Raw genomic sequence first — 22,432 nt, 5'->3', positions numbered from 1 at the left:
CCCACGGCGGACGACAAGTCGTCCGCCGTTCCTTTAAGGAGTGTTGCTCATGGTCTTTTCCACCCCTACCTTTTTATTTTATTTTCTGGCGCTCACTCTGCTGATCTACTACTTGGTGCCCCGAAAGTTCCGGAACGTAGTAATCCTGTGCGCCTCTCTGTTTTTCTACTACTGGGGGGAGCGGGTCTATGTCGTCATCATGTTCCTGTCCACCGCCATCGACTATACCCACGGCCTGCTGGTAGAACGCTGCAAGCGGAGGGACAACGATAGGGGTGCCCGGATGGCGGTGGCCTCCTCCATCGTGTTCAACCTGGCCCTGCTGTTCTTCTTCAAGTACTGGGACTTTATCGCCGCCTCTCTCCAGTCGGTCGGGCTGAACTTCATGCCGGTGCTGGGTATCCACCTGCCTATCGGTATCTCCTTCTATACCTTCCAAACCATGAGCTACACCATCGATGTGTACCGGGGAGACGCCCGAGCGCAGCGATCCATCCTTAACTTTGGCACCTTCGTCACCCTGTTTCCCCAGCTCATCGCCGGTCCCATCATCAAGTATAAGGACCTGGGAGACCAGATCGATCAGCGGGACTGCACTGTGGACAAGTTTGCCTCTGGCGTCCAGATGTTTATGATCGGCCTTGGCAAAAAGCTGCTCATCGCCAACAACGTGGGGATGCTGTGGGACAGCTATAAGACCATGGCGCTGGCGGACCTGACCGTGGCGGGGGCTTGGCTGGGTGTGCTGGCCTTCACCTTCCAGATCTACTTTGACTTCTCTGGCTACTCCGACATGGCGGTAGGCCTGGGCCGGATGCTGGGCTTTGAGTTCCTGCCCAACTTCAACTACCCCTATATTTCCAAGAGTATCACCGAGTTCTGGCGGCGGTGGCACATCTCCCTGTCCACCTGGTTCCGTGAATACCTGTATATCCCCCTGGGGGGCAACCGCTGCTCCAAGGGCCGCTGGATGTTCAACCTGTTCGTCGTGTGGGCGGCCACCGGCATCTGGCACGGGGCCAGTTGGAACTATCTCATCTGGGGACTGTATTTCTTTGCCCTTCTGATGGTAGAAAAGTTTTTCCTGCTGGATGCGTTGAAAAAGGCCCCAGCCCTGGTGGGCCATGTCTATACCATGTTTTTTGTCCTTGTCAGCTGGGCTATCTTTGGCATCGAGGACGCCTCTCGGCTGGGCGGCTATCTGAAGGTGATGTTCGGTCTGGGGGGCGCTCCTCTGGCGGACGGCACTTTGGGCTACTATTTCATCAGCTATCTGCCCATCCTGGCGCTGGCGGCCCTCTCCTCCACCCCTCTGGGCGCAAAACTGTACCACAGGCTCCCTCAGCGGGCAGCGCAGGTAACAGGTGCCGCCGCCATCATAGCCGGCCTGTTGGTGTGCACCGCCTATCTGGTGGACGGCACCTACAATCCCTTCCTCTATTTCCGTTTCTAAGGAGGCGCAGACTATGTCAAACAAGTACAACAAGTTTATCACTGCCCTGTTCTGCACCTTCCTTGGCGGGATGCTGGTGGTCAGCACTCTCCTGCCGGACAAGGAGATGTCCGAGCTGGAGAACCGCTATCTCCAGAAGCCGCCCAAATTCAGCGTGGAAACAGTCACAGACGGCACCTTTATGGAACAGGCCGAGGACTATGTGGCCGACCATATCGCCGGCCGGGACTTCTGGGTGGCCGCCAAAGCCTGGTGTGAGCGTCTGTCCGGCAAGCGGGAGAACAACGGGGTCTATTTCGGTAAGCAGGACACCCTCCTGAACCGGGTGGATACCCCCGCCTGGGAGGATACCCCCGCTCAGGCGGGCGTTTCTGCCAAGCAGGGGCTTCTGACCCGCCTCGGCTTTGTGGACACGCTGGCAGGCAATGTGTCTGTCCCGGTGTACCTGGGCATCATCCCCTCCTCCTCTGCCATCTGGGCAGACCGCCTGCCCGCTGGTGCGCCCACAGCGGACGAGTTTTCCCTCATTGACCAGATGTATTTTCAGAGCGGGGCCTCTACCATCGACATGGCAGGCGCTCTGGCCGCCCACAGCGGCGAGGACATCTACTACCGCACCGACCACCACTGGACCAGCCTGGGGGCCTTCTACGGGGCCAACGCCATCTTTGAGGCTATGAGTCTGGATCCGCTGGATCTGGATGATTACCAGAAGACTACGGTCACTGACCAGTTCTTCGGCACTACCTTCTCCACCTCCGGAGTTCGCTGGGTGGCCCCTGACTCCATCGATACCTATGTGTCTGGCGAGGGGCTGAAGGTGACCTCCTGGTTCGGCTCTGAGCCCAGTGAAGGCAGTCTATATGTGGACAGCTTTTTAGAAGTGAAGGATAAATACTCCTACTTCCTGGGGGGGCGCCAGCCCCTGTGCGTCATCGAGAACCCACAGGTAGATGGCCCCAAGGTGCTGGTCATCCGGGATTCCTACTCCGACTCCCTGGCTCCCTTCCTGACGGAGCGATTTTCTGAGGTTCACCTCTTTGATCCCCGGAACAATCTGAGCAGCGTGAAGGACTATGTAGCAGACAACGGCATTGACTCGGTGCTTGTGCTCTACTCTTTCTCCAATTTTGCCACCGACCAGAATCTTTTTGTTCTGGGGCGGTGATTTCCGGGCCGGGACATTGGGACGTCCCGGCCTTGTTTTTTTCCACCCGCTCTGATAAGATAATCCCAACAGGAGGTGAGTGGCATGACAAACTGGGACAGCAGGGCACTGGCGGTCGTCCAGCAGTTGAGGCGGTCCGGCCATCAGGCGGTGCTGGTGGGGGGCTGCGTCCGGGACAGCCTTCTGTCCATCCCGCCCCATGACTACGATGTGACCACCTCCGCCCTGCCTTGGGAGATACTGTCCTGCTGCGCCGGCTTTCCATGTCTGAATACCGGTCTGAAGCACGGCACGGTCACTGTCCTGTCCGACGGCCTCCCTGTGGAGGTAACCACCTTCCGCCGGGAGGGGAGCTACTCCGACCACCGGCATCCGGACCAGGTGGAATTTACCAGCGACCTCACTGATGACCTGGCCCGCCGGGACTTCACGATCAACGCCATGGCCTGGGGTCCGGAGGGACTGATCGACCGGTTTGGCGGTCAAGAGGATTTGAACGCTCGGCTGATCCGCTGCGTAGGGGATCCGGACCGGCGAATGGAGGAGGACGCCCTGCGGCTCCTCCGGGGACTCCGGCTGGCCGGTCAGCTTCGTTTTACCATCCACCCGGACACCGCCGACGCCATCCACGGACACGCTCCCCAGCTGTCCATGGTGGCTTGGGAACGTATTTCCGCTGAATTTCTCCGGCTACTCTGCTCCCCCGGAGCGGAGCAGGTGTTGTTGGACTTCCCCGACGTAGTGACCCAAATTCTTCCGGAGCTGGGCCCTGCGGTGGGCTTTGACCAGCGTAATCCACACCACCGCTGGGACGTGTATACCCACAGCGTCAAGACGGCTGCCCTGGTCCCCCCCTCCCCCGCTCTCCGACTTGCCGCCCTTCTTCATGACGTGGGGAAGCCCGCCTCCTTTTTCCTGGATGAGCGGGGCATCGGGCATTTCTATGGCCACGACCGCCTGGGCGTACCGCTGGCCGAGCGGGCTATGGCCCGCCTTCGCCTGGACAACGCCACCCGGGAGCGGGCGGCCATCCTGATCTCCCGCCATCACCTGCCGGTGGAGCCTACCCGGCGGTGGGCCGGCCGGTGGCTGTCCAGGCTGGGAGAGGAGTGCTTCTTCCAATTGCTGGCTCTCAAAGGGGCGGACGCATCCGCCTGTGCCCCGCCGCTCAAGGCGGAGGAGTCCGCTCCGCTGGAGCGGGCGGAGGCGCTGGGGCGGCAGTTGTTGGAGGAAAATGCCTGTCTTTCCCTCCGGACTCTGGCGGTCAACGGGCACGACGCCCTGAAGTCCGGTCTGGCCGGTCCCCAAATCGGACAGGCTCTGCACGAGCTCCTGGACTATGTGGCCCAGGGAGAGCTGCCCAACGAGCGTTCCGCCCTTCTCTCCGCCCTGGAGAGGTATCTTTCCCCATAAAAAATCCGCCCACGCATCGGTATGGGCGGATTTTTTTATGGGTTTTTTATTAAACTCGTCTTATAACTTCTTACAAGTATTTATATAAGGGAAGAAAAAACCTGTATTTTCCATGGTCTTCCCGTTTCTGTGTGTATTTTCCCATATCCCCGCATAAGTTGGTTCTGTAAAGTTGAGTACCATTTTAGCAGCACAAATAATATTTCCGCCTTATTGTATTGACTGTGCGCTAAATTCAACTTCACAAGTTTGTTAAAAAGATTTTTGGAACACCTCTGTCAAGTAATTCTTGTTTTTGTGAACCAGTCAAGGGGATAATATATTTCTTTCCTCTGGGTTGATATTTATTATCCTCTATTTCAGCATATAAACTCCCTACAAAATCCAACCAATTACCAGAATAATATTTAGGTTCCATAACATTAAAAAAATCGTAACCACCTGCTGAATAAAAGACATTCAAAGCCTCTGCCAAATCACTATTTTCATCAAGTAAGTATTCATCTGGGAGTTTGAATGTTTCTTCATCCCATTCACAAAAATTATATCTTTCTTGCATATCTATTTCTTCCTACAACTTCAATTTATCGGTATCATAATTTTCTAAAAAGCAAAAAAGACCGAGGCAAATTTGGATGCCATGTTTTTTCTCATATCTGCCCATATCGTTTTATATCGCTATAGAAAATCTGGACACCAAAACATCAGAAAGCATTGCTTCCATAAGTGTCATAATGAGCAAAAAAGTCTGTATTTGCAGGGGTTTTTGCGGTTCGAGGTCTTTCGATAGCAGAAATTCAAATATTATTTTTTATACACACAATCAGCTTACCGCTCCTTGAAATAGTCCCTAGTGATCCGGGCCACCACTCCCGACAGGGCTAGAAGGCCCACCAGGTTTGGAATCGCCATCATGCCGTTCAGGGTATCGGCGATATCCCACATCAGTTTGCCGGAGCCGGTGGCTCCCACGATGCAGATTAAGGCGAATACAGCTTTGAAAAGAGCCTTGACCACCTTGCTGTCATGGGTCAGATAGCCCCAGCACTGCTCGCCGTAGTAACTCCAGCCCAAAATGGTGGAAAGGGCAAAAAAGAGCAGGCTGATTTGGATGACCACGCCCCCTATGGTACCAGGCAGGATCGTGTTGAAGGCGGCCACTGCGGCGGCGCCATTGGAGGTATAGCTGTCCAGGGCTGCCTCCCCCAGAGGCAGGCCGGACAGCAGCACGGTGAGGGAGGTAATGGTACAGATCACGATGGTATCCACAAACACCTCGAACACGCCCCACATGGCCTGCTCGGCAGGCTCGTCGGTGGAGGAGGCCGCATGGGCCATCGGGGCGGAGCCGAGGCCGGCCTCGTTGGAGAACACCCCACGGGCAAATCCCTGCTTCATGGCCGCCATGATGGCGTAGCCAAAGACGCCCCCTCCCACTGCCTCAAAGCTGAAGGCGCTGGTGACAATGGATGTCAAAGCGGCGGGAACCTGGGTAATCCGCAGCAAAATAACAGCGATGCCGGCCAGGATATAGAAGCTGGCCATAAAGGGGACCAGATAGGAGGCCACCTGGCCGATGCGTTTGACGCCGCCGATGATCACCACTCCCACAATAACTGCCAAAAGAATACCGGTAACCAGAGGATCAATTCCGAACAGTCCGTTCATGGCGCCGGCAATTTCACTGGACTGGGAGATATTTCCGATCCCAAAAGAGGCGAAGCCCCCAAACAGGGCAAACAAAACTGCCAGGGGCTTCCACCCCCTGCCCAGCCCCTTTTCGATGTAATACATGGGGCCGCCCCGGTGGGCGCCGCCCTCATCTGTCTCCCGGTACTGGATGGATAGGGCGATCTCGGCATACTTGGTACACATTCCAAAAAAGGCGGACACCCACATCCAGAACACAGCGCCGGGCCCGCCCACAAAGATGGCGCCAGTGACACCGGCGATGTTGCCCGTGCCCACTGTCCCGGCCAGGGCTGTGGTCACCGCCTGAAAGGGGGACAGGTTGCTGCCATGGTCTTTTTCCGACTTGCGGAACAGAGAGCCCACCGTGCTTTTCATGATATAGCCGAAGCGCCGCACCTGAATCCAGCCGGTGCGGCAGGTAAGGTAGATGCCGGTTCCCACCAGCAGAGCCAGCATGACGGGGCCCCATACAAAGCCATTCAAGGCGCTGTTGACTGATGTAAGCATCTCCAGCATTGTCGATCATCCCTCTCCCTCTTTTAGAAACATTATAAAGACAGTCCCGCAAAATTGCAAGAGAAGATATTTGAGCCATCATTTTTTCTTTCTTTTAGGCCCGATAGCAACTGTTTTTCGCTTTAAAAAGGTGAGGCTTGTGAAAAAACGAATTTTTCTCTTTTATAAGTTGAAAAAAGAGCGGACCGAGGGAGCGTTATACACTCCCTCGGTCCGCTTTACTGTGCAGGTTTCCTGGTCATTTTAGACCAGCGCGTCCTCGCTCTGGCTCCCAGCGGCTGTTTCCAGCTCGATAGAGCCAACCTCGAAGGACAGGTCCTCCTCGTTTTCCATCTGGGTGGGTTCCTCCAGGGCATCGGCTACGATGGCCCCGCTCTGGTCAGAGACCAGGTTGCCCTCGTCGTCGATAACATCCTCCTTACGGTACTGGGCCAGACCAGAGCCGGCGGGGATAAGCTTGCCGATGATGACGTTCTCCTTCAGACCCTGCAGGTGGTCCACCTTGCCCTTGATCGCCGCTTCAGTGAGCACCTTGGTGGTCTCTTGGAAGGAGGCGGCGGACAGGAAGGACTCAGTAGCCAGAGATGCCTTGGTAATTCCCATGAGCAGGCGGGTGCAGGTGGGCAGGCGCAGATCCTCGCCCATCTCGTTCTTCTCCCCGGCGTCAATGCGGGCCTGGACCGCCTCCTCGGCGTCCCGGAACTCGGTGATGTCCACGGTAGCGCCGGACAACAAATCGGAGTCCCCGGCATCCTCCACCCGGACCTTCCGCATCATCTGGCGGACAATAACCTCGATATGCTTATCATTGGTGTCCACGCCCTGCTGACGGTACACCTTCTGCACCTCGCGGATCAGGTAGTTGTGGCAGTCGGACAGGCCGCGGATACGCAGCACCTCATGGGGGGATAGGGCGCCCTCGGTAAGCTGGTAGCCCTTTTCTACCGTGTCGCCCTCCTTCACCTTAATGCCGGCGGAGTAAGGCAGGGCGTAGGTCACCACCTCGCCGTCATCGGCGGTGATGGTCACGTTGCACATCACGTTGCGCTTGGTCTCCTCCATGGACACCACACCGCTGATTTCAGCCAGCTGGGCCATCTTCTTGGGCTTGCGGGCCTCGAACAGCTCCTCCACGCGGGGCAGACCCTGGGTGATATCACCGCCGGCCACACCGCCGGTGTGGAAGGTACGCATGGTCAGCTGGGTGCCGGGCTCACCGATGGACTGGGCGGCGATGATACCCACCGCCTCGCCAGCGCCCACAGGCTCACCAATGGCCAGGTTGATGCCGTAGCACTTGGCGCACACGCCGCTGCGGGCCCGGCAGGTAAGGACAGAGCGGATCTTCACTTCATGGATACCGTGTTTTTCCAGAGTCTTGGCGTCCTCGTTGAGAAGCATGGTATCTCGATTGAAGAGCACCTCGCCAGTGGCGGGGTCCACGATGTCCTCTGCGGGATAGCGGCCGTGGACGCGCTCGGCAAAGGTCTCGATGACCTGGCCGTGCTCCTCGATCTCGCTGACCAAGATTCCATCGGAGGTGCCGCAGTCCTCCTCCCGGATAATGACCTCCTGGGACACGTCCACCAGGCGGCGGGTCAGGTAGCCCGAGTCGGCGGTACGCAGAGCGGTATCGGCCATGCCCTTCCGGGCGCCCCTGGAGGAGATGAAGTATTCCAATACAGACAGGCCCTCACGGAAGTTGGCCTTGATGGGGATCTCGATGGTACGGCCGGCGGTATCGGCCATCAGGCCGCGCATACCAGCCAGCTGACGGATCTGGGCCATAGAACCACGGGCGCCGGAGTCGGCCATCATCCAGATGGGGTTGTACCGGTCCATGGACTCCTGCAGGGCGGCGGTCACGTCGGCGGTGGTCTGTTCCCAGGCTTCCACAGACTTGCGGTACCGCTCCTCGTTTGTCAGCATACCCCGGCGGTACAGGCGGTCTATCTTGATGATCTCCTTCTCGGTCTCGGCGATCAGCTCGTACTTCTTGGCCGGGACCGTCATGTCGGCGATGGCCACGGTCAGGGAGCCCCGGGTGGAGTAATGGTAGCCCAAGTCTTTGATGGCGTCCAGCACTCCGGCGGACACGGTAAAGCCATGCTTGGAGATGCACTTGTCGATGATTTTGCCCAGTTGCTTTTTGCCCACCACGAAGTTGATTTCTGGGTCGAACATGGTCTCAGGGTCGTCGCGGTCCACAAAGCCCAAGTCCTGGGGGATGGCCTCATTATAGATCAGGCGGCCCACCGTGGTCTCCACCAGCTTGTGGCGCATCTCACCATCTACTTCCCGGTACATACGGACCTTGATGGGAGAGTGAAGGGTGACTACCCCGGCGTCATAGGCCAGCATAGCCTCGTCCTTGTCGGCAAAACAGTGGCCAGTGCCAGCCTCGTCCCGGGTGAAGGTCAGGTAGTAGGCACCCAGGATCATATCCTGGGAGGGGATGGTAACCGGGCCGCCGTCCTGGGGACGGAGCAGGTTATTGGCAGACAGCATCAGCACCCGCGCCTCGGTCTGGGCCTCGGCAGACAGGGGGACGTGGACAGCCATCTGGTCGCCGTCGAAGTCGGCGTTGAAGGCGGTACACACCAGGGGGTGCAGCTTGATGGCCCGGCCTTCCACCAGAACAGGCTCAAATGCCTGGATGCCCAGGCGGTGCAGGGTGGGGGCGCGGTTGAGCATGACGGGGTGGTCTTTGATGACAAATTCCAGGGCGTCCCACACGGCAGCCTCGCCCTTCTCCACCATCTTCTTGGCCTGCTTGATGTTGTGGGCGGCGCCGTCGTCCACCAGCTTCTTCATAACGAAGGGGCGGAACAACTCAATGGCCATCTCTTTGGGCAGGCCGCACTGATATATCTTCAGGCTGGGGCCCACCACGATGACGGAACGGCCGGAGTAGTCCACACGCTTGCCCAGCAGGTTCTGACGGAAGCGTCCCTGCTTGCCCTTGAGCATGTCGGACAGGGATTTGAGGGCCCGGTTGTTGGCGCCGGTGACGGCCCGGCCCCGGCGGCCGTTGTCGATGAGGGCGTCCACAGCCTCCTGGAGCATCCGCTTCTCGTTGCGCACGATGATGTCCGGTGCGTTGAGCTGGATGAGCCGCTTCAGGCGGTTATTGCGGTTGATGACCCGGCGGTACAGATCATTCAGGTCAGAGGAGGCGTACCGCCCGCCGTCCAGGGGAACCATGGGACGGATCTCCGGGGGAATCACAGGCAGTACATCGATAATCATCCACTCGGGCTTGTTGCCAGAGACGCGGAAGGCGTCTACCACCTCCAGACGCTTAACAATGCGGGCCTTCTTCTGACCGGAGGCGTCTTTCAGTTCGGCACGCAGCTGGGCAGACAGCTCCTCCAAATCAATCTGCTGGAGCAGCTTCTTGACAGCCTCGGCGCCCATACCGGCGTCAAAGTCGTCCTCGTACTTCTCCCGCATATCCCGATATTCCTTCTCGGACAGGATCTGGTTTTTGGAGAGGGGGGAGAAGCCGGGGTCGATGACAATATAGGCGGCAAAGTACAGAACCTTCTCCAGGATCCGGGGGCTGATATCCAGCAGCAATCCCATCCGGGAGGGGATTCCCTTAAAGTACCAGATATGGGACACGGGGGCGGCCAGCTCGATGTGGCCCATCCGCTCCCGGCGGACTTTGGCCTTGGTGATTTCCACGCCGCAGCGGTCGCACACCTTGCCCTTGTAGCGGATCTTCTTATACTTGCCGCAGTTGCACTCCCAGTCCTTGGTGGGGCCAAAGATCTTTTCACAGAACAGGCCGTCCTTCTCCGGCTTCAGAGTGCGGTAGTTGATGGTCTCAGGGCGCTTGACCTCGCCGTAGGACCACTCACGGATCTGTTCGGGGGAGGCGATCCCGATCTGGATGGCGTCAAATTCAGCGTAACTCATGTTTCAAATCTCCTCCCGTACTCAAAAGTCCTCGTCAGAGAACAGCCCGTCCTCCGAGCTCTCCTCATCGGTCACATCCAAGGTGAGGTCGTCGTCATCGCTCTCTCCCTTGAAGGTGAAGCCTCCAGCGGAGGCGAAGTCGGCGTCCTTCTCATAGCCGAAGTCATCGTCCCGGTCATAGAAATCGTCCCGGACGGGCTGGTAGTTGTCCTCGTCGTCATCCTTCAGCTCGATCTCCTGCCCTTGGTCGTCCAGCACCTTGATGTCCAGACACAGGGACTGGAGCTCTTTAATCAGTACCTTGAAGGACTCGGGCACGCCGGGCTTGGGCACATTCAGACCCTTGACGATGGCCTCGTAGGTCTTGACACGGCCGGTCACGTCGTCCGACTTGACCGTCAGGATCTCCTGTAGGGTGTAGGCGGCGCCGTAGGCCTCCAGAGCCCACACCTCCATCTCGCCAAACCGCTGGCCGCCGAACTGGGCCTTGCCGCCCAGAGGCTGCTGGGTGACCAGGGAGTAGGGGCCGGTGGCACGGGCGTGGATCTTGTCGTCCACCAGGTGGTGCAGCTTCAGGAAGTAGACATAGCCCACGGTGACCGGGTTGTCAAATCGCTGGCCGGTACGGCCGTCATACAGCCAGTTCTTGCCGTCCACCAGGCGAAGTTTGCCCGCCTTCTGCCACTCCCGGACCTGGGCGCTGTGGGCCATCTCCTCGGAGGACAGGGCACGCATCTCCTCCTCGCCCTCGCCGGCCAGATAGAGCTGCTTGCCGATAAGGGGCTCATCATAGCCCACCTCACGGGCCAGGCCGGCCATTTTCAGGCACTCCTGAATATCGCTCTCGGTAGCGCCGTTGAAGATGGGGGTGGCCACCTTCCAGCCCAGGGTCTTGGCGGCGTATCCCAGATGGACCTCCAGCACCTGGCCGATGTTCATACGGGAGGGCACGCCCAGGGGGTTCAGCACAATGTCCAGGGGGGTGCCGTCGGGCAGGAAGGGCATATCCTCCTGGGGCAGGATGCGGGACACCACGCCCTTGTTGCCGTGGCGGCCAGCCATCTTGTCACCCACAGAGATCTTCCGCTTCTGAGCAATATACACCCGGACGGTCTGGTTAACGCCAGGGGACATCTCGTCGCCGTTCTCACGGGTAAAGATCTTTACATCCACCACGATGCCGCTCTCGCCGTGGGGCACCTTCAGAGAGGTGTCGCGGACCTCACGGGCCTTCTCTCCAAAGATGGCCCGGAGCAGCTTCTCCTCAGCAGTGGCCTCCGCCTCGCCCTTGGGGGTGACCTTACCCACCAGGTAGTCGCCGGCATGGACTTCGGCGCCCACCCGGATGATGCCATGCTCGTCCAGGTCCCGCAGAGCGTCCTCGCCCACGTTGGGGATATCACGGGTGATGGTCTCGGGACCCAGCTTGGTGTCCCGTGCCTCAGTCTCATACTCCTCGATGTGGATGGAGGTAAATACGTCGTCCTTCACCATCCGCTCGTTGAGCAGGATGGCGTCCTCGTAGTTGTAGCCCTCCCAGGTCATGAAGCCCATGAGGATATTCCGGCCCAGGGCGATTTCGCCGTGGTCGGTAGAGGGACCGTCTGCCAGCACGTCCTGGAAGTCTACCCGCTGTCCGGCGTCCACGATGGGCCGCTGGTTGATACAGGTGGTGTGGTTGGAGCGCAGGTACTTAGTTAGGCGGTACTCCTTGGTCTGGCCGTTGTCATAAGCCACGGTGATATACCGGGCGGACACCTTGGTGACCGTGCCGGGGCCTTCCGCCAGGATGGCCACTTCGGAGTCGATGCAGTTCTTGTGCTCCTGGCCAGTGGCCACGATGGGAGCCTCGGGCCGGAGCAGGGGGACGGCCTGGCGCTGCATGTTGGCGCCCATCAGCGCACGGTTGGCGTCGTCGTTCTGGAGGAAGGGGATCATGGCGGTAGCCACGGACACCATCATCTTGGGGGACACGTCCACATAGTCCACCTGGTGTTTATCCACAGAAATGGTCTCATTCCGGTGACGGCAGGTGATACGCTCGTTGACGAAGCAGCCGTTCTCGTCCACGGGCTCAGTGGCCTGGCCGATGGTGTACTCGTCCTCTACATCGGCGGTCATATAGGTGATTTCGTCGGTAACCCGGCCAGTCTCCTTATCCACCTTACGGTAGGGGGTCTCAATAAAGCCGAAACGGTTGATACGGGCGTAGGAGGCCAGATAGGAAATCAGGCCGATATTGGGACCTTCGGGGGTCTCGATGGGGCAAAGGCGTCCGTAGTGGCTGTAATGGACATCACGGACATCGAAGGAGGCCCGGTCACGGGACAGGCCGCCGGGGCCCAGAGCGGACAGACGACGCTTGTGGGTCAGCTCGGCCAGGGGGTTGGTCTGGTCCATGAACTGGGACAGGGGGCTGGAGCCGAAGAACTCCTTGATGGCGGCGGTGACAGGGCGGATGTTAATCAGGCTCTGGGGGGTGACCACATCCAGGTCCTGAGTGGTCATCCGCTCCCGGATAACACGCTCCATACGGGAGAAGCCGATGCGGAACTGATTCTGAATCAGCTCGCCCACACAGCGCAGCCGGCGGTTACCCAGGTGGTCGATGTCATCCGGGGTGCCGGAGTTGTGGGCCAGACAGTTGAGGTAATTGATAGAGGCCATGATGTCAGGCACAGTGATGTGCTTGGGGATCAGGTCGTCCAGATGGCCGCGGATGGCGTCCTTCAGTTCCTCCCCCTGGAACTGGTCCAGCAGCTCGCACAGGGCGGGGAAATAGACCATCTCGCTGACGCCGACCTCTTGAGGGTCAAAGTCCACAAAGTCCTTCAGGTGGACCATGTTGTTAGAAAACACCTTGACCTGCTTACCGTCCACGTCGATGACAGCCTCGTTGACGCCCCGGTCGTCCAGGAAGTGGGCCCTCTCCCGTGTCAGGACCTCTCCCTCCTCGGCGATGATCTCGCCGGTGCGGGGATCGGCTACGGGCAGGGCCAGCTTCTGGCCGGACAGCCGGGACCACAGAGCCATCTTCTTGTTGAACTTATAGCGGCCCACAGCGGACAGATCATAGCGCCGGGGATCAAAGAAGGTGGCGTCCAGCAGGGTCCGGGCGGAGTCCACCGTGGGGGGCTCGCCAGGACGGAGCTTGCGGTAGATCTCCAGCAGGGCGTCCTCATAGGTCTTACAGGCATCCTTCTCCATCGTGGCCAGGATACGCTCGTCCTCGCCGAACATCTCGATGATTTCAGCGTCGGTCCGGGGCCCCAGGGCACGGATAAGGCAGGTGATGGGCAGCTTGCGGTTCTTATCGATGCGGACATAGAACAGGTCGGACAAATCGGTTTCATACTCCAGCCAGGCACCCCGGTAGGGGATTACGGTAGTGGTGTAGGTCAGGTTGTCCGCCTTGTCCGCGGTCCGGGTGTAATACATACCGGGAGAGCGGACGATCTGGGAGACGATGACCCGCTCGGCGCCATTGATGACGAAGGTGCCGGCCTGGGTCATGATGGGAAAGTCTCCCATAAAGATCTCCTGCTCGGCGATCTGCTCCGACACCCGGTCGTTCTTCTTCTGGGTGTTGCGCAGCTGGACCTTCACCTTGATGGGGGCGGCGTAGGTGGCGTCCCTGGCCTTGCACTCCTCCACGTCGTACTTGGGCTTCTCATCCATGGAGTAGTCCACAAAGGTCAGCTCCAGATTGCCGGCATAGTCGGTGATGGGGCCGACGTCCTTGAACACCTCCCGCAGGCCGGTGTCCAGGAACCACTGGTAGGAGGTCTTCTGCACCTCCAGCAGGTTAGGCATCTCCAGGATCTCCTGGTAGCGGGCAAAGCTCTTTCTCGGGGTCTTGCCGTACATTACGTCCTTGACCATGCTAAAAAATCAACTCGCTTTCTTCTGATTCCACGGTTGGTCCTTCCGTTTTTTCCTCTGGATGCAGGGAAAAACAGCCGTTTTCGCCGTCGATTTATACAAATTCGGCACTCCGCCGCTTTTCCGCACACCCGGGCGCGTTGCTATTTTGCTTGAAGTCACTCTTGTCTTTCTGTCCGCCCTGTGATAAACTAAAGACAGAGTATGGGAGATCATGCTCTTTCTTTGAGGGGACATAAAAGCATTTTATTGTACCATGGGGAAGGCGCTGTGTCAAGCGCCTTCCTTTTATTTTCCCAAAATTTCCTTGGTATAAAATCTTATCTGGAGACCTATCCGGACTTTGGACACAGCAGTTTTCAATCTACCACCCCCATGTGGAAGGAAGAAAGCCGGACGGGTGTTATCCCGTCCGGCCTTTCATAAAGGGGGGAGAAAATCTATTTATGATGGCAGCCGCCGCATTGGCCGCAGTCGCCGCCGCAGTGTCCGCCCTTCTTATGGCCCTTCCAGATGGAGCGGACTGCCAGGGCTGCCACGGCCACAAGGGCCGCAATCACGATGAGGTTTCCTATCATGGGCGGTATCATCGTCACGCCCTCCTTTCATAGCTTAGGATAAGAAAATGAATGCTCTCTTACTTCTTCGCAGTTTTCTTCGCCTCAGCGGCGGCCACGGAAGTCAGGTGGTGGATCTCGCCCTCAGGCTGATAGCCCTTGCGAAACAGCAGGAAGAGGAGGAGAACCAGAGCAGCCGCCGCTACTACGGTCCACACGCTGAAGGAGGCCACACCGGCGATGAGCCCGCCGATCTGATAGACGATCATGGAGATGACGTAGGCAAAGCCGCACATATACCCGATGGCGCCCAGGGTCCACTTGGGGTTGTTCATCTCCCGCTTGATGGCGCCCATAGCGGCAAAGCAGGGAGCGCACAGCAGGTTGAAAATCATAAAGGAGTAGGCGGTGATGCCATTGAAGTCGCCAGCCACCATGGTCCAGATGGGGGAGGAGTCCTCCATCAGGTCGATCTCGCCGGCATAGTGGTACAGCACGCCGAAGGTGTTGACTACCTCCTCCTTGGCGATGAGTCCGGTAACTGTGGCAACCGTAGCCTTCCAGGCCCAGTCGCCGGCCCAGCCCAGGGGGTAGAAGATCCAGGCGACCGCGTTGCCGATGACGGCCAGCAGGGAGTCGTTGTTGTCCTCCACAGCCTGGAACACGCCCTCCACAAAGCCGTAACCCTGGAGGAACCAGAGAACGATGGAGGAAAGCAGGATAACGGTGCCAGCCCGCTTGATGAAGGACCATCCCCGCTCCCAGGTGGCCCGCAGTACATTGCCGGCAGAGGGGGCATGGTAGGTGGGCAGCTCCATGACAAAGGGGGCGGGCTCACCAGCAAATGCCTTGAATTTCTTGAGCATGACGCCAGAGATGATGACAGCGGCGATACCAATAAAGTAGGCAGAGGTGGCTACCCAGGAGGAGTTTCCGAAGATAGCGCCGGCGAACAGGCCGATGATGGGCATCTTCGCGCCGCAGGGGATGAAGCCGGTGGTCATAACGGTCATCTTCCGGTCCCGGTCCTGCTCTATGGTTCGGGAAGCCATGATACCGGGGACGCCGCAACCGGTAGCCACCAGCATGGGGATGAAGCTCTTGCCGGACAGACCAAAGCGGCGGAAAATCCGGTCCATGATGAAGGCGATACGGGCCATATAGCCCACATCCTCCAGAATGGCCAGCAGGAGGAACAGCACCAGCATCTGGGGCACAAAGCCGAGCACAGCACCCACACCGGCCACAATACCATCCTGGATCAGACCGTAGACCCAGGTGCCTTCCACTACGCCCAGGGCGCCCAGGATCGCGTCGAACCAGCCGGGCACGATCTCACCGAAAAGGGTGTCGTTGGCCCAGTCTGTACCGAAGGTGCCAATCCCGATGCCGCCGTCCACAATAGAGGTCCCCATGGCGATGGAGTAGATCAGAAACATGATCACCGCGAAGATGGGCAGGGCCAGGATTCGGTTGGTCACAATCTGATCGATTCTGTCGGAGATGGAGAGGCTGCCCTTGGCCGCCTTTTTCTTTACCGCCCTGGACACGACGCCGTTTATGTAGGCATATCGCTGATTGGTAATGATGGACTCAGCGTCGTCATCCAATTCCTTCTCACAGTCAGCGATATGCGACTCCAGATGGGCCGCCAGCTCGCTGTCCAGTGCCAACTCCTCCAACACCTTCTCGTCCCGCTCGAAGACCTTGATGGCATACCAGCGCAAATACTGGTCGGCCACCCTCCCCTCAATGGACTCCTCAATGTGGGCGATGGCGTGCTCCACGCTGCCGGTGAACACATGGGGCAGCTCTCCTACCCGGTGGGCTTTAGCCATCGAGACGGCCTGTTCGGCCGCCGCCATGCCGCCCTCCCCTTTCAGGGCAGACATCTCCACCACTAGGCAGCCCAGAGAGTCACCCAGCTTTTTCAGGTCGATCTGGTCCCCATTCTTACGGACCAGGTCGATCATGTTGACCGCCACCACTACGGGCAGGCCCAGTTCGATAAGCTGAGTCGTCAGGTACAGGTTGCGCTCGATATTCGTGCCGTCCACGATGTTCAGAATGGCGTCGGGTTGCTCCTTAACCAGATAATTTCTGGCCACTACCTCCTCCAGTGTATAGGGGGACAGGGAATAGATACCGGGCAGGTCCTGGATGATCACGTCCTTATAGCCCTTCAGCTTGCCTTCCTTCTTTTCTACCGTTACGCCGGGCCAGTTGCCCACATACTGGTTTGCGCCGGTCAAACTGTTGAACAAGGTGGTCTTGCCACAGTTGGGATTGCCGGCCAATGCAATCTTGATGTTCATTTCTCGCCTCTGCTCCTCTCGATTGTTAGTTATAGCTAACTTTTTGTCTGAAAAAAGCGGCTCTCGCCAGACGGCATTTTACCGTCTGGAGCCGAGCCTTTTCAGACGACCTCGATCATCTCCGCGTCACTTTTCCGGACCGACAGCTCGTAACCCCGGACATTTAATTCCATGGGGTCTCCAAGTGGAGCCACTTTGCGGACGAATATCTCGACGCCCTTGGTGATTCCCATGTCCATGATCCGGCGCTTTACCGGCCCTTCTCCATGGAGCTTGGCCACAACCGCAGTCTGGCCCACGGCCACATCCTTCAATGTCTTCATGCTTATTCCCCCTCAAATCATAATGCGGTTCGCCATACTCTTGTCTAGGGCAATCCGGCTGTCTTTGACCTGTACGATCAGGTTTCCCGCGATCTCACTTACCACAGTGATATCACTGTCCACCACAAAGCCCAATTCAGCCAGGTGCTGACGGATCTCGTCCTTGCCTGTGATCTTTTTGATCGTAACCCGTTCCCCAGACTTCGCCATCGTCAGCGGCATCATAGCTCTCCTCCTTCAGATGATTAGTGAAAGCTAACTCGCACTCAGAAAAACTAGGTTAGCATTTACTAACCCCTTTTCGTCTGTGGAGTTTATCACAACTAACTTTCCTTGTCAACCCCTATTTGAAAGTCCTTGCCTTTTTCTGGCGTTTATGTTACCCTTGGTACAAAGAGTTGCCAGGAAGGAAGGACTTTAGATGAATATCCACGAATCGGCTGAGGATTATCTGGAGGCCATTTTGATCCTGCGGGAACAGCTGGGAATGGTCCGCTCCATAGACATTGTCCACCACCTGGATTACACAAAGCCCAGCGTCAGCGTGGCTATGAAACGGCTGCGGGAAAACGGATACATTGAAATGGATGGGGACGGGCATATCACTCTGCTTCCCCCGGGAGAGGCGATTGCCCAGCGGATTTATGACCGCCACAAGCTGTTGACTCAGCTTCTGGTTCGGCTGGGGGTTGACCCAAAGACCGCGGCGGCGGACGCTTGTAAGATCGAACATGACCTCAGCGATGAATCCTTTGAAAAGATTAAAGCCCATGTCCGGCAACATACAAAATAGGCCTTGGAAACGGCCTTCTTTCCCATATCAGGTCCGCTCTCAGCGTAAAAGCCGCCCATAGAGCGGCTTTTTTCTTTTCTCTCCGTATTTTTCCATCCAATTCTTTGGGAAAGGATTTGACAGACGGCGGCAAATATGTTACAATTCGGTTACAAGTTTTGAGCAAGGAGGGATTCATAGTGGCTTCTGAGAATATTCCTCTTTCCTATAAAGGGCATCCCCTGCGTCGGAAAGACAACCTGATTTACTACGGCACTATGGCCGAGAAATATATTATCATGCTCCAGATCCTGTCTACCAAGACCGTCAACGGCCTGGAGATGGCAGATAAGGTGGCCGTCCAGCTCCAGCTGACTGACCCCGATCTGCGGGGACGGGACCGTGTGGTCAAGAAAAGTGAAAAAGACAGCCTCTATGCGGCCATGGATATCGCCGCCGTGTGGCTGGACCGCTCTTTGAACGGCAAGTGACCCCTGTTGGCTGACCATCAGAAATAGAAAAGGATTTGGGAGGATCTCAGCTATGCACCTGAAGATGACCATCACCCGGCTCACCGCCGCCCTTCTGGTTTCCAGCACCCTCGCGGCCCCTGTCCTGGCCGCCTCGGGTACTGTCAATTCCGGGGGCGACCCCCTTCGGGTCCGGGCCGATCCCAACACCAGCAGTCAAATTCTAACCAAGCTGTCCGACGGCACCCAGGTAGAGGTGCTGGAACAGGCCGAAAACGGCTGGTACAAGATCGCCCATGAGGGGATCTCCGGCTTCGTTTCGGGGGAGTATCTGGTGGTCCATGAGGAGGACCAGGAGCAGGCCGTCGCATTGGCCGCGGAGGCTGACGCGGAAGCTGCCAGTACCTTTGGCCGGATTACCGCCTCCTCCCTGAACGTTCGCTCTGGCCCCAGCACTGACCACGAAAAGGTAGGGAGCCTAGCCGCGGGCAGGGTCGTCGAACTGCTGGAGGAGAGCGACGGCTGGTACCGTATTGAAAACGGCTATATCAGCACCGAGTATGTGACCATCGTAGACCCCTCCCAAATCAGCAAGGGACAGGAAATCGCCGATTATGCCCTCCAGTTCGTGGGGTATCCCTATGTGTATGGCGGCAGCAGCCCCAAGGGCTTTGACTGCTCTGGCTTTACCAGCTATGTCTATAAGCAGTTTGGCATCACCATCAATCGCACCGCCTCCACCCAGTTGGATAACGGTACTCCTGTTTCCATGAGCGAGCTCCAGCCCGGCGACCTGGTCATGTTCAAAAAATCCGGTACCGGCAGCAAGCGGGCATCCCATGTGGGAATTTACATCGGCAACAACCAGTTTGTCCATGCCTCCACTTCCACGGTGGGCGTCATTGTCAGCGATATGGATTACGCCTATTACACCACCGGCTTTGTGGGCGGACGCCGCCTGGTCTGATTTTCTCTCAAAATTACTATAAAAACAGAGCGGGTCCCCTAGGGGACCCGCTCTGTTTTTTTACTGCCGCTCTGCCTCCTGGGAAAGCGGGGGATGCCGACCCTCCAACGCTGTTAAGTCGCTGCCCTCCACCTTGGCATATGCCCGCTTCCGTACACACAGGAAGAAGATCAGATGGACCGCACCAGTGACCAGCCAACTGATGGGATAGGAGATGTACAGGCAGGAGGCTGTGTGATAGACCGGGAATATCACCGCCACCCACACCAGACGCAGGCCGCAGGCCCCCACTAGGGAGACCACCATGGGAACCACCGAATAGCCGATCCCCCGAAGGACGCCTACCAGCGTATCCATGATGCCGCAGATAAAATAGGGGCAGGCGATAAAAGACAACCGGATAAGCGCCTGGGCAATGACCTCATGCTCCCCGGCAGGGACATAGAAGCCAGCCAGAGTCTCGCCAAAGAAATAGGCAAGATTACCAAATGCCAGGCCGCTTATGACCGAAAAAGAGACGCACTGGACCGCGATGCGGTCCACTCGCTTGCACTTTCCGGCTCCGTAGTTCTGCCCCACAAAGGTGATGGCCGTCTGATAAAAGGCGTTCATGGCGGCGTAGACAAAGCCCTCAATGCTGGCGGAGGCAGAGGAGCCGGCGGCCAGCACTGGGTCATCAAAGGAGTTGATGGCCGACTGGATGACCACGTTAGACAGGGAGAACACCACTCCCTGGCAGCCCGCCGGCAGGCCCACCTGGAGGATACGGCGGATGACCGACCACTGAAGGCCCAGCTTATTCAATTCCAACCGGAGAGCCCCCTCCTCCCGCACCAGGCACCAAACCACTAGAGCGGCGGAGATATACTGGGAGATGATAGTGGCCAGCGCCACACCGGCCACATCCATATGCAGGACGATGACGAAAAACAGGTTTAGTACCACGTTGACTACGCCGGATAAAAAGAGAAAGTACAGGGGACGGCGGGTGTCCCCCTGAGCCCGCAGGATGGCCGCCCCAAAGTTGTAAGTAAGCAGGGCGGGCATCCCAAAGAAGTAGATGCGCAGGTAGACGGTGGCCAAGTCGATGACGTCGGTGGGGGAGGACATCCACTCTAGCAGCTGGCGGACCATGACTGTGCCGAACACCGTCATGACCACACCACTGATGAGCGCCAGGGTCATGGAGGTGTGGACGCTGCGGCTCACATTGTCGTGGCGCCCGGCCCCCAAATCTCTGGCTACCACCACATTGGTGCCCACGGAGAGGCCCACAAACAGATTGATCAGCAGGTTAATCAGGGCCGTATTGGACCCTACTGCCGCCAGGGCTTCCTTGCCGGCGAATTTACCCACCACCACTACGTCGGCGGCGTTGAACAGCAGCTGCAACAGACTGGAGGCCATCAGCGGCAAAGCAAAGAGAAGGATCTTATCCGCTATGGACCCGTTGCACATATCGATCTCATATCGCCTCTTGATGCTCCTCTGTTTCAACACAGACCTCTCCCTTCCAATTTCTCAAATTCCTCACTCAGCCAATCCCGTGGAACACAAATCCCAGAATGACCACCAAGATCGTCAAGGGCACATAGACATACTTTCCCACAGGACCAAACGCCCTGCTCAGTGGCTTTTGCCTGCCGGTCTCCAGTTCTTTCCGAAGCTTGCTCCACCCCAGCACATAGTAGATGGAGATGGCACCCAGCACAGCTCCGATGGGGACCACTTGGATGGTGATAAAGTCCATCCAAGCTCCTACCCGCTCCTCTGACTCCATGAAGATCCCTACTCCAATTGTCAGTGCAGAGCAGATGACTACCGCCGTCTTTCTCCCCAGCTTGAAGTGTGTCTGCCAGCTCTCGGACACGGCCTCAAACATATTGATCAGAGAGGTAAGACCGGCAAACAGGACTGACAGGAAGAAAAACGCGGCAAACAGCCGGCCCATAGGCATCTGCTGGAACACGGTGGGCAGAGTGATGAACATGAGAGGCGGGCCGGATTTCACGTCTAGGCCATAGGCAAAGACAGCCGGCATGATGGCCAAGGCGGACAGCAGGGCGGCCATGGTATCAAAGATCGCCGTCCGCAGGGACGCCTTGGGGATATCCTCCTTCTTGTCCAAATAAGCTCCGTACACGATCATTCCAGAGCCAGTGATAGACAGGGAGAAAAAAGCCTGCCCCATGGCCATGACCCAGGTGTATGGCTCCAGCAGCTTGGACCAGTCTGGGACCAGCAGGAAGCGGTAGCCCTCTCCCGCCCCAGGTAAAGTAGCCACCCAGATGGCCAGAATGATGAACAGGACATAGAACAAGGGCATTAGGATACGGCTCACCTTTTCGATACCAGAGGTGACGCCGAACATCAGCACCAGGCAGACCATAGCTATCACTACGGTATGCCACAGGGGATTGCCAAAGTGAGAGGCGGCCGCCGTGAAGAAGGCGGTGGGCTCCGCCGTCATCAAAGTTCCGGACAGGGCGCCGGCCAGGCTGTTGAGCACCCAGCCCAGAATGACGGCATAGCCGATGGCGATACCCAGGGATCCCATCAGAGGCAGCCAGCTGACCACGCTGCCCACCCGCTTCAGTCTAGGGTCCCGCTCCTGAAAGCACCGCTCATAGGCGCCGATGGTCCCAGTACCCGCCAGACGGCCGATGCCGAACTCAGCGGACAGGCCCACCCAGCCAAACAGGAAAACGAACAGCAGATAGGGGATCAGGAAGGCCGCCCCTCCATACTGGCCCAGCCGATAGGGAAACAGCCAGATGTTACCCAGCCCCACAGCTGAACCAACACAGGCGATGACAAAGCCTATGGAGGAACTAAATCCCCCGTTCTGGTGTTTTTTCTGATTTGCCATACTCTGATTCTCCTAATTTCAAGTTTCACTTTTTAAAAGATCTGCTCCAGCGAATCAGTTTTTTATACTATCACAAAAGGAATAGACTGTCTAGTACCATGGACTTATTCTTGA

The 22,432-nt window shown here is 57.7% G+C and carries 16 protein-coding genes; 6 read left to right on the top strand and 10 right to left on the bottom strand.

Annotation, left to right across the window (positions count from 1 at the left end):
- Positions 1-49: 49 nt before the first annotated feature.
- The 3 genes from MCG44_RS04405 (at position 50) to MCG44_RS04395 (ending at position 4,034) form a co-directional block, all read left to right on the top strand.
- Complete coding sequence (locus tag MCG44_RS04405; protein ID WP_240286997.1) at positions 50-1,453, top strand: MBOAT family O-acyltransferase; 1,404 nt, start codon at positions 50-52, stop codon at positions 1,451-1,453.
- Positions 1,454-1,466: 13 nt separating this feature from the next.
- The gene (locus MCG44_RS04400; protein WP_240286995.1) at positions 1,467-2,621 is read left to right on the top strand and encodes a DHHW family protein; all 1,155 of its coding nucleotides are present in this window, start codon (positions 1,467-1,469) and stop codon (positions 2,619-2,621) included.
- Between the two features lie 84 nt (positions 2,622-2,705).
- Entirely contained in the window at positions 2,706-4,034 is a 1,329-nt protein-coding gene (locus MCG44_RS04395) for a CCA tRNA nucleotidyltransferase (protein WP_240286993.1), read from the top strand.
- Between the two features lie 241 nt (positions 4,035-4,275).
- On the opposite strand, the gene MCG44_RS04390 is transcribed toward MCG44_RS04395, so the two are convergent.
- The 8 genes from MCG44_RS04390 to MCG44_RS04355 form a co-directional block, all read right to left on the bottom strand.
- On the bottom strand, positions 4,276-4,593 hold the full coding sequence (locus tag MCG44_RS04390) for a hypothetical protein (protein WP_186852782.1): 318 nt from the start codon (positions 4,591-4,593) through the stop codon (positions 4,276-4,278).
- A 269-nt stretch (positions 4,594-4,862) separates the two neighbouring features.
- Entirely contained in the window at positions 4,863-6,242 is a 1,380-nt protein-coding gene (locus MCG44_RS04385) for an alanine/glycine:cation symporter family protein (RefSeq protein ID WP_240286991.1), read from the bottom strand.
- A gap of 243 nt (positions 6,243-6,485) precedes the next feature.
- The gene (rpoC, locus tag MCG44_RS04380; RefSeq protein WP_147570815.1) at positions 6,486-10,163 is read right to left on the bottom strand and encodes a DNA-directed RNA polymerase subunit beta'; all 3,678 of its coding nucleotides are present in this window, start codon (positions 10,161-10,163) and stop codon (positions 6,486-6,488) included.
- Positions 10,164-10,184: 21 nt separating this feature from the next.
- The gene (gene rpoB, locus MCG44_RS04375) at positions 10,185-14,045 is read right to left on the bottom strand and encodes a DNA-directed RNA polymerase subunit beta (RefSeq protein WP_240286989.1); all 3,861 of its coding nucleotides are present in this window, start codon (positions 14,043-14,045) and stop codon (positions 10,185-10,187) included.
- A 440-nt stretch (positions 14,046-14,485) separates the two neighbouring features.
- On the bottom strand, positions 14,486-14,635 hold the full coding sequence (locus tag MCG44_RS04370; RefSeq protein WP_240286987.1) for a FeoB-associated Cys-rich membrane protein: 150 nt from the start codon (positions 14,633-14,635) through the stop codon (positions 14,486-14,488).
- Between the two features lie 47 nt (positions 14,636-14,682).
- Entirely contained in the window at positions 14,683-16,917 is a 2,235-nt protein-coding gene (feoB, locus tag MCG44_RS04365) for a ferrous iron transport protein B (RefSeq protein ID WP_240286985.1), read from the bottom strand.
- Between the two features lie 101 nt (positions 16,918-17,018).
- Complete coding sequence (locus MCG44_RS04360; RefSeq protein ID WP_186852787.1) at positions 17,019-17,240, bottom strand: FeoA family protein; 222 nt, start codon at positions 17,238-17,240, stop codon at positions 17,019-17,021.
- 12 nt (positions 17,241-17,252) lie between these two features.
- Entirely contained in the window at positions 17,253-17,465 is a 213-nt protein-coding gene (locus tag MCG44_RS04355; protein WP_147570819.1) for a FeoA family protein, read from the bottom strand.
- A gap of 196 nt (positions 17,466-17,661) precedes the next feature.
- Here MCG44_RS04355 and MCG44_RS04350 point away from each other — a divergent pair, with 196 nt between their 5' ends.
- The 3 genes from MCG44_RS04350 (at position 17,662) to MCG44_RS04340 (ending at position 19,449) form a co-directional block, all read left to right on the top strand.
- Positions 17,662-18,033 carry a metal-dependent transcriptional regulator gene (locus MCG44_RS04350; RefSeq protein WP_147570820.1) on the top strand — a complete coding sequence of 124 codons (372 nt, stop codon included), beginning with the start codon at positions 17,662-17,664 and terminating at the stop codon, positions 18,031-18,033.
- Between the two features lie 179 nt (positions 18,034-18,212).
- On the top strand, positions 18,213-18,503 hold the full coding sequence (locus tag MCG44_RS04345) for a hypothetical protein (protein WP_147570821.1): 291 nt from the start codon (positions 18,213-18,215) through the stop codon (positions 18,501-18,503).
- 52 nt (positions 18,504-18,555) lie between these two features.
- Positions 18,556-19,449, top strand: coding sequence for an SH3 domain-containing C40 family peptidase (locus MCG44_RS04340; protein ID WP_240286983.1), 894 nt, complete (start codon positions 18,556-18,558; stop codon positions 19,447-19,449).
- Between the two features lie 60 nt (positions 19,450-19,509).
- Here MCG44_RS04340 and MCG44_RS04335 read toward each other — a convergent pair whose 3' ends face one another.
- Both MCG44_RS04335 and MCG44_RS04330 read right to left on the bottom strand, forming a co-directional pair.
- Complete coding sequence (locus tag MCG44_RS04335; protein ID WP_412531132.1) at positions 19,510-20,949, bottom strand: MATE family efflux transporter; 1,440 nt, start codon at positions 20,947-20,949, stop codon at positions 19,510-19,512.
- Between the two features lie 34 nt (positions 20,950-20,983).
- Positions 20,984-22,318, bottom strand: a complete 1,335-nt coding sequence (locus tag MCG44_RS04330; protein ID WP_147570823.1) for a sodium-dependent transporter — start codon at positions 22,316-22,318, stop codon at positions 20,984-20,986.
- Positions 22,319-22,432: the final 114 nt, after the last annotated feature.

This window comes from Lawsonibacter sp. OA9, from assembly GCF_022440585.1.
The sequence above is the reverse complement of the archived record's forward strand: the minus strand, read 5'-3'. Positions and strand labels throughout refer to the sequence as shown.

What these genes read in the sequence shown, in the direction of transcription:
- MCG44_RS04400 (WP_240286995.1), top strand. Translation starts at nt 1,467, where the DNA reads ATGTCAAACAAGTACAACAAGTTTATCACTGCCCTGTTCTGCACCTTC.
- feoB (WP_240286985.1), bottom strand. Translation starts at nt 16,917, where the DNA reads ATGAACATCAAGATTGCATTGGCCGGCAATCCCAACTGTGGCAAGACC.
- MCG44_RS04355 (WP_147570819.1), bottom strand. Translation starts at nt 17,465, where the DNA reads ATGATGCCGCTGACGATGGCGAAGTCTGGGGAACGGGTTACGATCAAA.
- MCG44_RS04390 (WP_186852782.1), bottom strand. Translation starts at nt 4,593, where the DNA reads ATGCAAGAAAGATATAATTTTTGTGAATGGGATGAAGAAACATTCAAA.
- MCG44_RS04395 (WP_240286993.1), top strand. Translation starts at nt 2,706, where the DNA reads ATGACAAACTGGGACAGCAGGGCACTGGCGGTCGTCCAGCAGTTGAGG.
- rpoC (WP_147570815.1), bottom strand. Translation starts at nt 10,163, where the DNA reads ATGAGTTACGCTGAATTTGACGCCATCCAGATCGGGATCGCCTCCCCC.
- MCG44_RS04360 (WP_186852787.1), bottom strand. Translation starts at nt 17,240, where the DNA reads ATGAAGACATTGAAGGATGTGGCCGTGGGCCAGACTGCGGTTGTGGCC.
- MCG44_RS04385 (WP_240286991.1), bottom strand. Translation starts at nt 6,242, where the DNA reads ATGCTGGAGATGCTTACATCAGTCAACAGCGCCTTGAATGGCTTTGTA.
- MCG44_RS04330 (WP_147570823.1), bottom strand. Translation starts at nt 22,318, where the DNA reads ATGGCAAATCAGAAAAAACACCAGAACGGGGGATTTAGTTCCTCCATA.
- rpoB (WP_240286989.1), bottom strand. Translation starts at nt 14,045, where the DNA reads ATGGTCAAGGACGTAATGTACGGCAAGACCCCGAGAAAGAGCTTTGCC.
- MCG44_RS04370 (WP_240286987.1), bottom strand. Translation starts at nt 14,635, where the DNA reads ATGATACCGCCCATGATAGGAAACCTCATCGTGATTGCGGCCCTTGTG.
- MCG44_RS04340 (WP_240286983.1), top strand. Translation starts at nt 18,556, where the DNA reads ATGCACCTGAAGATGACCATCACCCGGCTCACCGCCGCCCTTCTGGTT.
- MCG44_RS04350 (WP_147570820.1), top strand. Translation starts at nt 17,662, where the DNA reads ATGAATATCCACGAATCGGCTGAGGATTATCTGGAGGCCATTTTGATC.
- MCG44_RS04405 (WP_240286997.1), top strand. Translation starts at nt 50, where the DNA reads ATGGTCTTTTCCACCCCTACCTTTTTATTTTATTTTCTGGCGCTCACT.